The sequence below is a fragment of the Kitasatospora sp. NPDC048722 genome (genome assembly GCF_040650235.1).
In the GTDB taxonomy this organism is placed as follows: Bacteria; Actinomycetota; Actinomycetes; order Streptomycetales; family Streptomycetaceae; genus Kitasatospora.
The window spans coordinates 1-14627 of the sequence record NZ_JBEZGX010000045.1 but is presented as its reverse complement, the minus strand read 5'-3'; the positions used below and the strand labels follow the sequence as shown (position 1 = coordinate 14627).

General features: G+C 72.5%; 14 protein-coding genes and 1 pseudogene. 9 read left to right on the top strand and 6 right to left on the bottom strand.

What is annotated here, in order from left to right; translation table 11 throughout:
• The first annotated feature begins 132 nt into the window (after window positions 1–132).
• On the top strand, window positions 133–621 hold the full coding sequence (locus AB0C76_RS28675; RefSeq protein ID WP_359971117.1) for a glutathione peroxidase: 489 nt from the start codon (window positions 133–135) through the stop codon (window positions 619–621).
• A gap of 46 nt (window positions 622–667) precedes the next feature.
• Here AB0C76_RS28675 and AB0C76_RS28670 read toward each other — a convergent pair whose 3' ends face one another.
• Window positions 668–1591, bottom strand: a complete 924-nt coding sequence (locus AB0C76_RS28670; RefSeq protein ID WP_359971115.1) for a LysR substrate-binding domain-containing protein — start codon at window positions 1589–1591, stop codon at window positions 668–670.
• Window positions 1592–1687: 96 nt separating this feature from the next.
• On the opposite strand from AB0C76_RS28670, the gene AB0C76_RS28665 reads away from it, so the two are divergent.
• The 4 genes from AB0C76_RS28665 to AB0C76_RS28650 all read left to right on the top strand — a co-directional run bounded on the left by AB0C76_RS28665 (window position 1688) and on the right by AB0C76_RS28650 (window position 5746).
• Complete coding sequence (locus tag AB0C76_RS28665; RefSeq protein WP_359971113.1) at window positions 1688–2392, top strand: succinate dehydrogenase cytochrome b subunit; 705 nt, start codon at window positions 1688–1690, stop codon at window positions 2390–2392.
• Window positions 2389–4332 carry a fumarate reductase/succinate dehydrogenase flavoprotein subunit gene (locus AB0C76_RS28660; protein ID WP_359971111.1) on the top strand — a complete coding sequence of 648 codons (1944 nt, stop codon included), beginning with the start codon at window positions 2389–2391 and terminating at the stop codon, window positions 4330–4332. Before AB0C76_RS28665 ends, AB0C76_RS28660 begins: the two co-directional genes overlap by 4 nt.
• Window positions 4329–5066 carry a succinate dehydrogenase/fumarate reductase iron-sulfur subunit gene (locus AB0C76_RS28655; RefSeq protein WP_359971109.1) on the top strand — a complete coding sequence of 246 codons (738 nt, stop codon included), beginning with the start codon at window positions 4329–4331 and terminating at the stop codon, window positions 5064–5066. The genes AB0C76_RS28660 and AB0C76_RS28655 overlap by 4 nt, the downstream gene beginning before the upstream one ends.
• Before the next feature lie 377 nt (window positions 5067–5443).
• Complete coding sequence (locus AB0C76_RS28650) at window positions 5444–5746, top strand: hypothetical protein (protein ID WP_359971107.1); 303 nt, start codon at window positions 5444–5446, stop codon at window positions 5744–5746.
• Between the two features lie 13 nt (window positions 5747–5759).
• Here AB0C76_RS28650 and AB0C76_RS28645 read toward each other — a convergent pair whose 3' ends face one another.
• Entirely contained in the window at window positions 5760–6674 is a 915-nt protein-coding gene (locus tag AB0C76_RS28645; protein ID WP_359971105.1) for an alpha/beta fold hydrolase, read from the bottom strand.
• Between the two features lie 96 nt (window positions 6675–6770).
• Window positions 6771–7706, bottom strand: a complete 936-nt coding sequence (locus AB0C76_RS28640) for a DUF2797 domain-containing protein (protein WP_359971103.1) — start codon at window positions 7704–7706, stop codon at window positions 6771–6773.
• 428 nt (window positions 7707–8134) lie between these two features.
• Here AB0C76_RS28640 and AB0C76_RS28635 point away from each other — a divergent pair, with 428 nt between their 5' ends.
• Complete coding sequence (locus AB0C76_RS28635) at window positions 8135–9283, top strand: hypothetical protein (protein ID WP_359971101.1); 1149 nt, start codon at window positions 8135–8137, stop codon at window positions 9281–9283.
• Here AB0C76_RS28635 and AB0C76_RS28630 read toward each other — a convergent pair.
• Window positions 9280–9573 carry a hypothetical protein gene (locus tag AB0C76_RS28630; protein WP_359971099.1) on the bottom strand — a complete coding sequence of 98 codons (294 nt, stop codon included), beginning with the start codon at window positions 9571–9573 and terminating at the stop codon, window positions 9280–9282. The two genes, AB0C76_RS28635 and AB0C76_RS28630, sit on opposite strands and share 4 nt — an antisense overlap.
• Before the next feature lie 204 nt (window positions 9574–9777).
• Here AB0C76_RS28630 and AB0C76_RS28625 point away from each other — a divergent pair, with 204 nt between their 5' ends.
• A complete protein-coding gene (locus tag AB0C76_RS28625) occupies window positions 9778–10413 on the top strand; it encodes a maleylpyruvate isomerase N-terminal domain-containing protein (RefSeq protein ID WP_359971097.1) in 636 nt (211 codons plus the stop codon).
• A 260-nt stretch (window positions 10414–10673) separates the two neighbouring features.
• A pseudogene (locus AB0C76_RS28620) lies at window positions 10674–10823 on the top strand (IS256 family transposase); the annotation flags it as partial.
• 75 nt (window positions 10824–10898) lie between these two features.
• Here the strand turns inward: AB0C76_RS28620 and AB0C76_RS28615 are convergent.
• Window positions 10899–13244 (bottom strand): FtsX-like permease family protein, encoded by a 2346-nt coding sequence (locus tag AB0C76_RS28615; RefSeq protein WP_359971095.1) that lies wholly within the window; start codon window positions 13242–13244, stop codon window positions 10899–10901.
• A 145-nt stretch (window positions 13245–13389) separates the two neighbouring features.
• Window positions 13390–14136, bottom strand: a complete 747-nt coding sequence (locus AB0C76_RS28610; protein WP_359971241.1) for an ABC transporter ATP-binding protein — start codon at window positions 14134–14136, stop codon at window positions 13390–13392.
• A 142-nt stretch (window positions 14137–14278) separates the two neighbouring features.
• Between AB0C76_RS28610 and AB0C76_RS28605 the strand changes: the two genes are divergently transcribed.
• Window positions 14279–14605 (top strand): hypothetical protein, encoded by a 327-nt coding sequence (locus AB0C76_RS28605; protein WP_359971251.1) that lies wholly within the window; start codon window positions 14279–14281, stop codon window positions 14603–14605.
• The last annotated feature ends 22 nt before the right edge of the window (window positions 14606–14627 follow it).

The following is a 14627-nucleotide window of genomic DNA, read 5'->3' as shown; positions in this document are numbered from 1 at the left end:
CGTGGGGGCGGACGCGCCGCTCAGTGCGCCCCCACGCTCGCGGAACACCGGCGGCGCCGTCGCGGTTGAGCCTTCCGGGAGCGCTACCGTAACCCGGGAGTCCGACCCACCGACCTGCCGAAAGGGACCACTGTGAGCCTGTACGACATTCCGCTGCGCACGCTGTCCGGCGAGGCCGCCTCGCTCGCCGACTACAAGGGCAAGGCGCTGCTGATCGTCAACGTGGCGTCCAAGTGCGGCCTGACGCCGCAGTACGCGGGCCTGGAGCGGCTCCAGGAGCGCTACTCCGCGCGCGGGTTCAGCGTGCTGGGCTTCCCGTGCAACCAGTTCGCCGGGCAGGAGCCGGGCAGCGCCGAGGAGATCCGGACGTTCTGCTCGACGACGTACGGCATCACCTTCCCGCTGTTCGAGAAGATCGACGTGAACGGTGACGACCGGCACCCGCTGTACGCCGAGCTGGTCAGGACGGCGGACGCCGAGGGCGAGGCCGGCGACATCAAGTGGAACTTCGAGAAGTTCCTGATCACCCCGGACGGCACGGTCGCCGCCCGGATCCGCCCGGCCGTCGACCCGGAGTCGCAGGAGGTCGTCGCCGCGATCGAGGCCGTGCTGCCGGCCTGATCGGCGCGCTGTGAGAAGGGCCCGGGGCGCGCGCCCCGGGCCCTTCTCACAGCAACAGCCTTGTGCCCGGCGGAAGTTCGCCGTCCCGGGCGGCGTCGCGCAGGTGCGCCAGCAGGGTCTCGCGCAGCGCGGCGGCGGCGCGCGTGAGCGGCACCTCGTGGCCGTGCGCGACGGCGATCGTGCGCCCCAGGCCCGGCCCCGCGAACGGGGTCACCCCGAGCCCCGATCGGGCCGCCACCATGCCGGGCACCACCGCGGGCCCGAGCCCGGCCCGGACGAAGCCGAGCACCGCGTCCATCTCCCCGCCCTCCACCGCGAACTCCGGCTCGAACCCCGCCGCCCGGCAGGCCGCCAGGGTAGCCTCGCGCACGTCGTAACCCTCGCGGAACATCACCAGCGGCCGCCCGCGCAGCTCCGTCACCCGCACCGTGCGCCGGGCCCGCTTCGTGAGGGCGGACACCAGCACCAGCTCCTCGTGCAGCAGTTCGGTGACGTCCAGGGCCGGCGCCACCTCCCCGCTCGCCGGGGTGATCACCAGCGCGAGGTCCAGCTCCCCCGCCGCCAGCCAGCCGACGAGATCGCGCGAGCCGCCCTCGCGCACCGCCAGCGCCACCCCCGGGTAGCGGTCCCGGAACACCCGCAGGACGTCCGGCACCAGGCTCGTGCACAGGCTCGGCGGCGCCCCCAGCCGCACCCGGCCGCGGCGCAGCTGGACCGTCTCCTGCACGGCGAGCCGTGCGCTCTCGGTGTCCGCGAGGATGCGCCGGGCCAGCGGCAGCAGCGCGTCCCCCGCGTCGGTGAGGGCGATCCGCCCGCGCGTGCGGTGGAACAGCTCGGCACCCAACTCCCGCTCCAGTGACCGGATCTGCTGTGAGAGGGACGGCTGTGCCACGTGTGCCGCCTCGGCCGCTCGGGTGAAGTGGCGGGTCTCGGCGACGGCCAGGAAATAGCGGAGTTGCTGGAGCTGCACACGGCCAGGATAGACGTCCTTGATAGCGGCTGCCTATCGTCATGAGCCGCATCATGTCTTGGACGCACCCTTGCGGCCCTCCCTACCGTTGCTGCCATGACAACCGCGACTCGGACGGCCCGGCACCCGTCCACCCTGGCGACCCTCTGGCGGTCGACCGTCGGCAAGAAGGCGGTCATGGCCGTCAGCGGACTGGCCATGCTGCTCTACCTGGTCGCGCACATGCTGGGGAACCTCAAGGTGTTCTTCGGCCCCGACGACCTCAACGGGTACGCGCACTGGCTGCGCACCATCGGCGAACCGTTCCTGCGCTACGAGTGGTTCCTCTGGATCGCCCGCTTCGGCCTGCTGGCCGCCGTCGTGCTGCACGGTGTCGCCGCCTACCAGCTGAGCCGGCGCGACCTCGCCGCCCGGCCGAGCAAGTACGTGCACCAGCGCCGCCGCGCGAGCTACGCGACCCGCACGATGCGCTGGGGCGGGGTGATCCTGGCGCTGTTCATCGTGTGGCACGTCCTCGACCTGACGACGCTCACCGTGAACCCCGTCGCCGAGCACGGGCACCCGTACCAGAACATCGTCGGCACCTTCGGCCGCTGGTACAGCGACGTGATCTACATCGTCGCGATGCTCGCCGTCGGCCTGCACGTCCGGCACGGCTTCTGGAGCGCCGCGCAGACCCTCGGCGCCAACAACGCCCGCCGGGACCGGGCGCTGAAGCTGGCCGCCAACGGCCTCGCGCTGATCCTCACCGCGGGCTTCCTGTCCGTCCCCGTGGCCGTGATGACCGGAGTCGTGAAATGAGCTACGCGTCCTACACCGTCGGCGAGCCGATCGCCGACACCAAGGCGCCCGCCGGGCCGATCGAACGGCGCTGGGACCAGCGGCGGTTCGACGCCAAGCTGGTCAACCCGGCCAACCGGCGCAAGCACACCGTGATCGTCGTCGGCACCGGCCTGGCCGGCGGCGCGGCCGGCGCCACCCTCGCCGAACAGGGCTACCGCGTCGTCCAGTTCTGCTTCCAGGACTCACCACGGCGCGCTCACTCGATCGCCGCCCAGGGCGGCATCAACGCGGCCAAGAACTACCGCAACGACGGCGACTCCGTCCGCCGGCTGTTCTACGACACCGTCAAGGGCGGCGACTTCCGCGCCCGCGAGTCCAACGTGCACCGGCTCGCCCAGGTCTCGGTGGAGATCATCGACCAGTGCGTCGCCCAGGGCGTCCCGTTCGCCCGCGAGTACGGCGGCCTGCTCGACACCCGCTCCTTCGGCGGCGTCCAGGTCTCCCGCACCTTCTACGCCCGCGGCCAGACCGGCCAGCAACTCCTGCTCGGCGCCTACCAGGCGCTCTCCCGGCAGATCGCGGCCGGCAACGTGGAGATGCACGCGCGCACCGAGATGCTCGACCTCATCGTCGTCGACGGACGCGCCCGCGGCATCGTCGCCCGCGACCTCGTCACGGGCGAGATCCGCAGCCACACCGCCGACGCCGTCGTGCTCGCCAGCGGCGGCTACGGCAACGTCTTCTACCTCTCCACCAACGCCAAGAACTCCAACGCCACCGCGATCTGGCGGGCGCACCGGCGCGGCGCCCTCTTCGCCAACCCGTGCTTCACCCAGATCCACCCCACCTGCATCCCGCGCTCGGGCGACCACCAGTCCAAGCTGACCCTGATGAGCGAGTCGCTGCGCAACGACGGCCGGATCTGGGTGCCCAAGGCGCGCGGCGACCAGCGGCCGCCGGCCGAGATACCCGAGGACGAACGCGACTACTACCTGGAGCGCATCTACCCCTCCTTCGGCAACCTCGTGCCGCGCGACATCGCCTCCCGGGCCGCCAAGAACGTCTGCGACGAGGGCCGCGGCGTCGGCCCCGGCGGCCAGGGCGTCTACCTCGACTTCGCCGACGCCATCCGCCGCATGGGCCGGGACGCCGTCGAGGCGAAGTACGGCAACCTCTTCGACATGTACGAGCGGATCACCGCGGAGGACCCGTACCGGGTGCCGATGCGGATCTACCCCGCGATCCACTACACGATGGGCGGGCTCTGGGTCGACTACGACCTCCAGACCACCGTGCCGGGCCTGTTCGCGATCGGCGAGGCCAACTTCTCCGACCACGGCGCCAACCGCCTCGGCGCCAGCGCCCTCATGCAGGGACTCGCCGACGGCTACTTCGTCCTGCCGCCCACCCTCAACGACTACCTGGCACGGGAGAAGCTGCCCGCCGTCCCCGCCGACCACCCGGCCGTCACCGAGGCGGAGGCCGAGGTCGGGGACCGGCTCAACCTCATCCTCGCCGTCGACGGCGACCGCACCCCCGACTCCTTCCACCGCGAACTCGGCGAACTCCTGTGGGACGAGTGCGGCATGGCCCGCGACGAGGCCGGGCTGCGCCGGGCCCTGGAGCGGATCCCGCGGCTGCGCGACGAGTTCTGGCGCCGCATCAAGGTGCCCGGCACCGGCCAGGAGCTCAACCAGTCGCTGGAGAAGGCCAACCGGCTCGTCGACTACTTCGAGCTCGCCGAACTCATGTGCCTGGACGCCCTGCACCGGGCCGAGTCCTGCGGCGGCCACTTCCGCACCGAGAGCCAGACCCCGGACGGCGAGGCCGCCCGCCGCGACGAGGACTTCACCTACGCCGCCGCCTGGGAGTTCACCGGCACCGGCACCGCGCCCGTCCTCCACCGCGAGGCGCTCGACTTCGAGTACGTCCACCCCACCCAGCGGAGCTACGCATGAACCTCACCCTGCGCATCTGGCGCCAGGCGGGCCCGGACACCCCCGGCGCGATGACGACCTACGAGGTCAGCGGGATCAGCCCGGACATGTCCTTCCTGGAGATGCTCGACACCCTCAACGAGGAGCTCATCACCCGCGGCGACCAGCCCGTCGCCTTCGACCACGACTGCCGCGAGGGCATCTGCGGCGCCTGCGGCATGGTCATCAACGGGCAGGCCCACGGCCCGGAACGGACCACCACCTGCCAGCTGCACATGCGGCACTTCACCGACGGCGACACCATCGACGTCGAACCCTGGCGGGCCTCCGCCTTCCCGGTGGTCAAGGACCTCGTGGTGGACCGCTCGGCCTTCGACCGGATCATCGGCTCCGGCGGCTACGTCACCGCCCCCACCGGCAGCGCCCCCGACGCCCACGCCACGCCCGTCCCCAAGGAGGCCGCCGACACCGCCTTCGAGCACGCCGAGTGCATCGGCTGCGGCGCCTGCGTGGCCGCCTGTCCGAACGGCTCGGCGATGCTCTTCACGTCGGCCAAGGTCGTCCATCTCAACGTGCTTCCCCAGGGCGCGCCGGAGCGCGCCTCCCGCGTGCGGAACATGGTCGCCGCCATGGACGCCGAGGGCTTCGGCGGGTGCACCAACACGGGCGAGTGCGCGACCGCCTGTCCCAAGGGCATCCCGCTCCCCAGCATCGCCGCGATGAACCGCGAGTTCCTGAAGGCTGCGCGCGGCTGAACTCCCCGCCCGGTGGCTGAACCCCCTTCCGGTGGCTGAATTCCCCTTCCGGCCGCAAGCCCCTCGTGCGTGCGCGAGGGGCTTGCGGCGTCCACGGACTCCAGTGGGGCGCGCGGGGCGTCCGCGCGCTCCCCGATGGAGTGGTGGATCGTCAGGACCGGTGCTCCTGCGCGGATTTTCGCGCTACCGTGGTCCTCCGCTACGGAAGGACGGCATATGCCCGAGGTTCAGTCCTGTTCCGGTTGCGGCGGGTCCGGGGGGACCCAGAAGACCGAGGCCACGGTCGAACTGGACGAGGAAGGAAGCATGGTGCCGAGGATCCACTCCTTCTGGTCGCCATGCGGTCGGTGCCACGGATCCGGGACGGTGATCGTCGGATGAGGTTGGTCTTCGAATGCGTCGAGTGCGGTGGGCACTACCTGCCGCCCGAGAGCCTGGCGTACCCAGACGGGCCCGCATCCCCGATCTGGTGCTCGCGCTGCCAGACGGCCAAGCGGGCGGCCGGGGTCCGCGAGGACCCGCTGCTCGCGCGGATGGCACTGGCCGCCGCCCGTGCCGCGGCGGCCCGGCGTGCGGCGGACACCGAGCCGCCCGCACGCCCCGACGTCCGCCCGTCGCGGCCACCGCTCTCGCGCCGGTCCCGCTCGGGGCCGGGCGGGGTGCGCGGGCGGCTGGGCTGAACGCCACCGGGCTTCAGGCCGTCGAGAGGAACTCCCGGAGCAGCTCCGCGATGGCGTCCGGGGCGTCCTCGGGGCTGTAGTGGCCCACGCCCGGCAGCTCGACGATCCGCCCGCGCGGGAACGCCTCCGCGAACAGCGGCAGGAAGTGCCGCGCCCCCAGCGTCCGGTCCGCGCCGCCCCAGACGGCGAGCGCGGGCACGGCCGCGAGCGCGGCGCGGGCCTCGTCGCTCGGCACCTCGAACACGTGGGCCCCGGTCGCGAAGCCCTTCGCCCAGCCGAGCGCGCCGGCCGCCTCCGCGCGGGTGGGGAACGGGGAGGCGTACGCGCGCAGCCAGGTGTCGGTGATCAGCGCGTTGTTCTCGAAGCCGTTGAGCTTCAGGGTGCCGAGGATCGTGTGACCGAGTTCGCCGAGGACGGCGTCCAGGCTGCCGTCGGCGTGCGCGCGGGCGATCCAGCGGAACCACGGGGACTCGGCCGCGTTGGCCATCAGCGCGTCCGGCAGCCGGGGCTGGCCGAACGGCGTCGGCCCGTTGAGGCTGACCACCCCGGTGACGAGCCCCGGGCGCCGGGCGGCCAGGCCCATGCCGACCGGCCCGCCGAAGTCGTGCAGCACGAGGGTGATTTCGCGCAGGCCGAGGTCGTCGACGAGGGCCACCAGGTTGTCGACGTGGTCCTGCAGGCGGTAGGTCCGGTCGGCCGGCGTCTCGCTCTTGCCGAAGCCCATGTGGTCGGGGACGACCATCCGGTGGGTGGGGGCGAAGCGGCGGACCAGGTCGCGGAAGAGGTAGCCCCAGGTGGGTTCGCCGTGCAGGCAGAGCAGGACCGGGCCGTCGCCCTCGTCGACGTGGTGCATCCGGAAGCCCGGGGCGGTGCTGAAGTGCGGCCGGTACGGGAAGGTGCCGTCGAAGGTCTCGTGGGCGGCGATCATCGCGGGGTGCTCACTCCATGCTGATAGCAGGTTGAAACCACTGAGGGTGAGGCTAGACCTCGCGGTTTCTTTAAGCAACCATGCTGGTGGGCTGGCTCAGAACAGCGCTTCCTGGGTGTCCGGCTCCGGCGGGCGGACGCGCTCCGCGAGCGCGACGCCGGCCGTCGCGCGGTCCGTTACGGCGGTGAGCGTCCAGCCGGTGAGCAGCCGGGTGTCGAGCAGCAGGGGACCGGTGCCGTCGGCCTGGTCGAGGAAGAGGTGCCGCCCGACCGGTGCCCGCAACGTGCCCGCGAGGACGGCGCCGTGCGCGAGCCCGTCGACGTGCCGGTAGCTCTCCGGGGCGCCGCCGGCCAGGCCGAACCGCTCGACGTGGTCGGTCACCGGGCGGTCGGCGAGCAGTTCCAGGGCGTGGCCGCGCAGGAGCCCGTGCGCCCGCGCTCGGGCGTCGGAGAGGACGGCCCGGCGGTGCGGCACGTCGCCGTGCGACCACCAGCGGTCCGTCTTGGCGCGGCTCTTGAAGCGCTCGCGCGCCAGGCCCGAGGCGGCGACGGTGAGTTCGGCGCGACGGATCGCCGGGAGGCCGCCGCGCGCGGTGAACGCGTAGGCGAGCGCGCCCTGTTCGAGGAGCCGGCTGTCGCCGCGCTGCTCGGCGGTCAGGCCCACCTTGAGCAGGCCGTCGCCGAACCAGGCCAGGTAGAGCAGGTACGTGCGGCCGTCGTCGAGGATCTGGTCACGGGCGAGGGCGAGGCCGCGGTCGACGCTCTGGCACGCCGGGCACTGGACGGCGCCGCCGGCCGGATCGATCTCCGCGTGGTGCGGACACGGCGTGCGCTCGGTGGCACCGGCCAGCCAGGCCCCGGTGCACCGGCGCGGGCCACCGAGCAACCAGCCGACCTCCGTCCCGGCCCCGACGACGCGCTCGTGCACCCGTGGACCGCACACGGCACCGAGCCGTGGCCGGCCCTCGTACCAGCTCAGGCCGGTGGAGATCCAGCCGGCAGGCCGGTCGGGGTGCTGCGGTGCGATCGTCACGGGGCTCCTCTCGGCCGGAACGAGTGCCGGCCGGAACCGGCCTCGGTCGGAACCAGTGAGGCTACCCGCCACCACCGACAGCGGGCACGGCCGGTACGGCGTCCGCGCACTCGACGGCATGCTCGACGACGCGCTGCTCGACGACCCGCTGGCTCGATGACGCACCGGGGGAACGCATGAACGGGGCGACGCCGACCCGCGCATCGGCACGCGTGGTGTGGGCCCACAAGCCGTTACCGGGTGTTCCGCACCCGCCTCCACCGGGAGGCCCGCGCCTGACGGAGGCGTCACCCGGGCGCCCGGCATTCGGCGGACACCGGCGGGCGGGTCGTGGGGTGCGTGCCTAGCGTGACGTCCTGGGGGCGATCCGAGCACTTCCGCGGGTCGGGACGAACCGTCCCGGGCCCGCCCTCCAGGAGGCACTGCACATGAGACTTCGGGCTTGTTCGAGCGCGCTGGTGACCGCCGCGCTGACCCTCGGCCTGACCGCCGCCGCCGCGGCCCCGGCCGGGGCCGGGGCCGGGGCCGGGGCCACCAAGCCGCAGCCGTTCCTCGACCGGCTGAACACCGTGTCCCTCGTCGGGTCCACCGTGCCCGCCAACGGCGACGTGAACCCGTACGGCACGTTCACGATCCGGGAGAGCGTCGGCGACCTGCGCCGGGGCAACGTCCTGATCAGCAACTTCAACAACTCGGCGAACCCGCCGGCCGGCGAGCAGGGCACCGGCACCACGCTGGTCCAGGTCGCCCCGGACGGCACCCTGACCACGTTCGCCACGATCGACCCGAACAACCTGCCGGGTCCGTGCCCCGGCGGGGTCGGCCTCACCACGGCGCTGACCGTCCTGCCCGGCGGCTGGGTGGTGGTCGGCAGCCTCCCCACCTCGGACGGCACGTCCGCCACCGCCCAGGCCGGGTGCCTGCTGGTGCTCGACAAACACGGGACGGTCCGCGAGACGATCGCCGGGGACGGCATCAACGGCCCCTGGGACATGACCGCCGTCAGTTTCGGCAAGCGGAGCGAACTGTTCGTCACCAACGTGCTCAACGGCACCGTCGCCGGCGGCGGCGCGGAGGTCGACGAGGGCACGGTCCTGCGGATCACCCTGTGCGCCGAGGGCGACCAGCCGCCGGCCCGCACGGCCACCACCGTGATCGGCTCCGGCTTCGCCGAGCGGACGGACCCGGCCGCCCTCGTGGTGGGCCCGACCGGGGTCGGCCTGCACGACGGCACGCTCTACGTCGCGGACACCGTACTCAGCCGGATCACCGCCATCCCCGACGCGCTCACCCGCAAGGGCAGCGCCGGCACCGGACGGGTCGTCACCTCGGACGGCAACCTCAACGCCCCGCTGGGCATGGCCATCACGCCCAGGGGCGACATCCTCACGGTCAACGGAGGGGACGGCAACATCGTCGAGACCACCCGGACCGGACGGCAGGTGGCGACCAAGCAGATCAACGCCGAGGGCACCCCGCCCGGCGCGGGTGCCCTCTTCGGCCTCGCCCTGGATCTGGACCGCGACGCGGTCTACTTCGTCAACGACGCCGACAACGTCCTCGACGTCCTGCACTAGGTGTTCCGACCCGGCAGGCCGGCCACCCCCACCGCGTCCAGGAGCGGGCCGCCCGCGAAGGCGGCGAGGGGGCGGCTGTGCCGGGTGAGGACGTACGAGGTGTGGTGCGGCGTGTGGCCGGGCGGGGCCCCGGCGCGCAGGGCCAGACCGTGGTCGGGGTCGAGGTCGACCTCGTCGCCGTCGTACACCAGGACGCGCCGGTAGGAGACGGCCGCGTCGGCGGGCACGAGGTCGTGCGCGCCGGTGAGCAGGGCGAGTCCGGGGCCGCCGGTGGCGTGGTCGTCGCGCACGTGGCTCCCGGCGGCGCAGTCGATCGGGACGCACCGGCGGGGCGGCGGCCGTGGCTGCCCGGCGCCTCGCTCTCAAGGATGTCGACGAAACACACGCACCCTCCTCACGGATGTACCCCTGGGGATATCGTGGCGGATCCCGACAGGCGTACCTCCAGGGGTATCGAAGGCGGGCGGCGGGCCGGGGCCGTTAGCATCGCGATCATGACCGAGACCCCCACCCCGGACGACCTCGCCACCGCCCTCCGCCTCGCCGCCGAGACCCTGCGCGGCGCCCCGGCGGACACCGACTGGTCCCGCCCCGCCGGCACGCTCGGCTGGTCCTGCTGGGAGACCGTCGAACACCTCGCGGACGACCTCCTCGCCTACGCCGCCCAGCTCGGCCCCGCCCGGCCGCCGCAGGACCGCTACGTCCCGTTCGTCTCGACGCGCGAGGCCCCGGGGGCGCCCAACAACTTCGTCCGCGCCGAGCGCGGGGCCGGCGCGGCCGGGCTCGTCGAGGTGCTGGAGGCGAGCGGCGGGCTGATGGTCGCCGTCGCCCGCACCGCCTCACCCGACGCCCGCGCCTACCACCCCTGGGGCCTCGCCGACCCGACCGGCTTCGTGGCGATGAGCCTGGTGGAGCTCCTGGTCCACCTGCACGACGTCACCCAGGGCCTGGACCTCCCCTGGAACCCCCCGGCCGACATCTGCCACCGCACCCTCACCCGCCTCTTCCCCGACGTCCCCGCGCTGGACGCCGCCCCCTGGCCCACCCTCCTCTGGGCCACCGGCCGGGCCCCGCTCCCCGGTCACCCCCAACGCACGACCTGGCGCTGGCACGCCGACGTCCGCGCCTGACGCCCGCGGGAAGCCGGGCGGCTTCCCGCGGGGCGGCCCCATCGGCGCCCCTGAACTCCAGGAGCGCATGCCGCCTCTCTGTGGTGCGAGTAGCAGCGACCCGACGGCACCTCGCCCACACCGCCACCCCTCGGTCGGCCAAGATGGCAGCCGCGGCTTTCAGGGACGAGGCCAGGGTTGTCCGGCCGGCGCGGCCCCGCCGCACTGGAGGCGGGAGTCAACCGGTGCACAGCCGAGTTGTCCGCCGAGACCGACGGGGCGGCCGCCGACCGGTGGTCCGCAACGGCCACCATCGGCCCCGGACCGTGGTCACCGCGGCCGGGCCGGTCGAGGTCACCGCGCCGCGGGTGAACGACCGTCGCATCGACGAGGCCACCGGCGAACGCAAGAGGTTCTCCTCGAAGATCCTCGGCATTGGCGTTCTTGCCGCGCCGTGCAGTGCCCAGCACCGCTCTTGCCGCGGCGACCAGCGGCTCTGCTCGGTCCTACTCGGTCCGCAGCGCGGTGGCGGTCCGCGACCGGGCCGCCCAGCTGGCCGGCAGCAGTGCCCCGAGCAGGGCGATCACGATCCCGCCGGCCAGCAGGGGGATGAGCAGCCCGGCGGTGTAGACGTGGGACACGCTCGGCGGCAGGTGCCGGCCGATCGCGTTCCCCATCGGGGTCAGCGTCGCCTTCTCCACCGCGACCCCGAGCGGGACCCCGATCAGCCCGGCGATCAGGCCGGTGAGTGTCACCGAGGTCAGGACCATCGCGATGGTCTGTTTGGGTGTCATACCGAGGGCCTTGAGGATTCCCAGATCATGGACCCGCTCCCGGGTGTCCTGCATCACCATGCTCAGCACCCCGAGCGCGGCGACCGCGATCATCATCAGCGTGAGCGTGGCCACCAGGGTGCCCATGGTGATCACCACGATGTTCTTGCCCCCACCGGTGTTCGGCTGGACCGAGGCGTTCAGCGGGGTCAGCGCGGCGGCGGCCGAGGTGGACCAGTCCTGTCCGCTGACGTTCGAGGCCAGCTCGACGTTGAACAGGTCGATGTGCGGGGTCAGACCGGCGGCGGTGAAGGTGGCCGCATCCGTCATGACGGTGTAGTCGCCCTGGTTGGTGTCGAAGTTGATGCCGACGATCTTCAGCGACAGTTGCTTGCTCTGCTGCACCACGGTGACGTCGTCACCGACGTGGATCCCCGCCGTCGCGGCCAGCTTGTCGCCGACCACGGCCTCGCCGGGCGCCGAGTACCAGCGGCCGGACAGCAGCTCCATGTGCGTCCAGGAGAAGTCGCCGGTGACCGTGAACACCTTCGCCGGTTCGCCGCCGGGCGGGGCGCCGACCATGGTCGCACCGCTGTCGCCCCAGCCGAACGCGGTCTTCGTGCCCGGGATCTCGGCGAGCGCGGCGGCCACCTTGGCGGCGTCCAGGTGCGGGTTGCGCGGGTCGTTGGGGCCGTAGAGACCCCAGGGCACGCCCACGTCGGCTGTGGGTTCCACGAACTCCGACGCGACGTTGAAGCCTGAGGTGCTGACGTCCAGGTACTCGTTGAACCCGGTCTCCAGCCCCACCGCGAACGTGACGCTCACCACGCCGAACAGCACCGCAGCACCGACCAGTACGGCCCGGGCCGGCCGGGCGAACGGCTGGGCCAGCCCCAACGACACGGCCCGGGGCAGCGGCAGCCGCGAGGCCAGACGCTGCGCCGCCTGACCGCCCCCGGCCTTGGGGGCGCGGCCGACCACCAGAGCCTGCACCGTCGGCATCCGGCCGGCCCGCAGTGCCGGGATCAAAGCCGTGACGCCGACGATCAGCAGGGTGCCCAGCGGCACCACGGCGCTGACCCACAACGGAATCGTGGCACTGGCCGCGCCGAGCTGCTTGGTGGCCCCGTCCAGGATCGGCACGGCCAGGAGGTTGCCGAAAACCGTGCCGAGCACCAGGCCGGATGTCGCCGGGATCATGGCCTGCGCGGTGTAGCCGCGGGCCACCTGAGAAGGGGTGAAGCCCAACGACTTCAGAATCCCGATGCGCCGGATTCCCGAGGCCACAGCCCCGCTGACCACGATCGAGATGATCAGCACCGACATGAACAGCCCGAGGATCCCGAAGGCGATCAGGAACGGCACGTAGGCCTTGGCGTTGCCGGTCGCCTGCTGCTCCGCGGTCAGATACGACTGTCCGGCCTCGACCGAGCCGGCCGGCGCAGCGGCGGCCACCGCCTGCTTGTCGGTGGCGATGTCGGCGTCGGTCCCGGCCTTGGCGAACCGGTAGAGCATCTGCTCGTCGGAATCGGCACCGGCGGCGGTGAGCCGCGCGAAACCGTCGGCGGTGGCGAAGGCGGTCGCGCTGTTGGTCACCGAGCCGCCCAAACCGACGACCTTGAACGACGGCTTGCCCGGCAGGGAGGAGAACACCACCGAATCGCCGAAGCAGTCGGCGGCATAGTGCTGCCACGGCAGGGCGATCTCGCCCGGGCTCGTCGGCCAACGCCCCCGGGTCAGCGCCAGCTGGTCCATCCCGGAGGTGCTGCCCAGGTCGGGCCGGGTGGTGACGGTGATCGGACCGTTGTCGTGACCGGCCCAATCCTTCTTGGAGCAGTCCGTGCCGATCGTCGTGTCCAGGGCGGCGGCAACCGGGAAGGGCCCGGCCGCCTCGGTGACGCCGGCGGCGTGAGCGGTGGCGGCGGCCTGCGCGGCCGTGACCCTCGAACCATCGAACTGGACCACCAGGTGCGCCCCGTTCCGAGCACTGAAAGCGTGCTCGAACGGGGCCTGCACGACAGTCAGCAGACCGAGGGAGAGTACTGAGGACGTCACCGCGGCGAACGTCGTCAGGGCCATGACGAGGGACTGGACCCGACGGCGGCCCACGCCGGAACGTACGACCTTGCCCAGGGCGCTCACCGGCTCACCGCCGGCAGCGGGCGGGCCACGGCCCGGAAACCGACCTCGAAGACGCGCCAGGGCATCGGCGGCTTGCGCAGTGTCATCGGACCTCTCCCGCCGGACGGGTCAGCGGTGTGCGGGCGGCCAGGCCGGCACCGCTGCCGTCGTTGACGACGTCCCGCTCGACCGCGCCGTCCACCAACTCGATCGTGCGGCGCGCGGTGCTCGCGGCCAGCTTCACGTCGTGGGTGACCAGCAGGATGGTCTGGCCCTCGCTGTTCAGGTCCAGCAGCAGCTCGCGCACGTCCTCGGCCGAGCTCGAGTCCAGAGCGCCGGTCGGCTCATCGGCCAGCAGCAGCGCCGGCTTGTTCATCAGGGCCCTGGCCACCGCCACCCGCTGCCGTTCCCCGCCGGACAGCCGCTGCGGATAGGCCTTGACATGCCGGTCGATGCCCAGCGAGCCGAGCAGCTCGACGGCCCGCCGCTTCGCTTCGCCCTTGCCCATCCCGGCCAGCTGCGCCGGAACCAGGACGTTGTCCAACACGGTCAGGTCGTCCAGCAGGTTGAAGAACTGGAAAATCATGCCGATGGAGGCCCGGCGGTACTTCGCCGAACCGGCCTCGCCGAGCTGGTCGACGCGGGTGCCGTCGACGGTCACGGTGCCGCTGGAAGGCTTGTCCAGACCCGCGATCAGGTTCAGCAGCGTGGACTTGCCACTGCCGGAATGGCCGAGGATCGCCACGCACTCACCAGCCGCCACGGACAAGGTGACGCCGGCCAGTGCGGGCGGGCCGTCGTCGTACTTCTTTGTCGTGTCGCGAAGATCGACCATCGGTGCATTCGTCATGACCGTGAACCTAGGAACGGACCACGGCCCACCGCGTCGGCCGGCGGATGTCACCTCTTCCCAGGCCATCGGCCCGGGGGCGTATCCGGCGTACATCCCCGGGGCGACGCACAGAGCTGACGCCGCTGAATACGATCTCTGCATGGAACAGCTTCTCCAGCGTCTCTCGACATCGAAGCACGTGACCTGGCTGATGTCACAGGCCGTGGTGCTGGCCACCGCCGGCTCGTACGCGCTGGTTCTCGCCTTGACGATGCTGCCCAATTGGGCGCACTACGGAGGCCTGTTCCGGCTCCCCGACCTCGGGGGCTTCCAGGTGCTCGGTCTCTGCGTCGTGCTCGCCCTGCCGGTTCTGCTGGTGCGCCGTCTGCTCGGCATGCGCGAGCGGGTGACGTCGCTGTCCGGCCAGTTCAGCGCGGGCCGGCGTCCGGAGGGCGGGTTCCGGGTGGCTGCGAGGCTCCCGGCATGAGCGTGCGGGTGCTGCTGGCCGA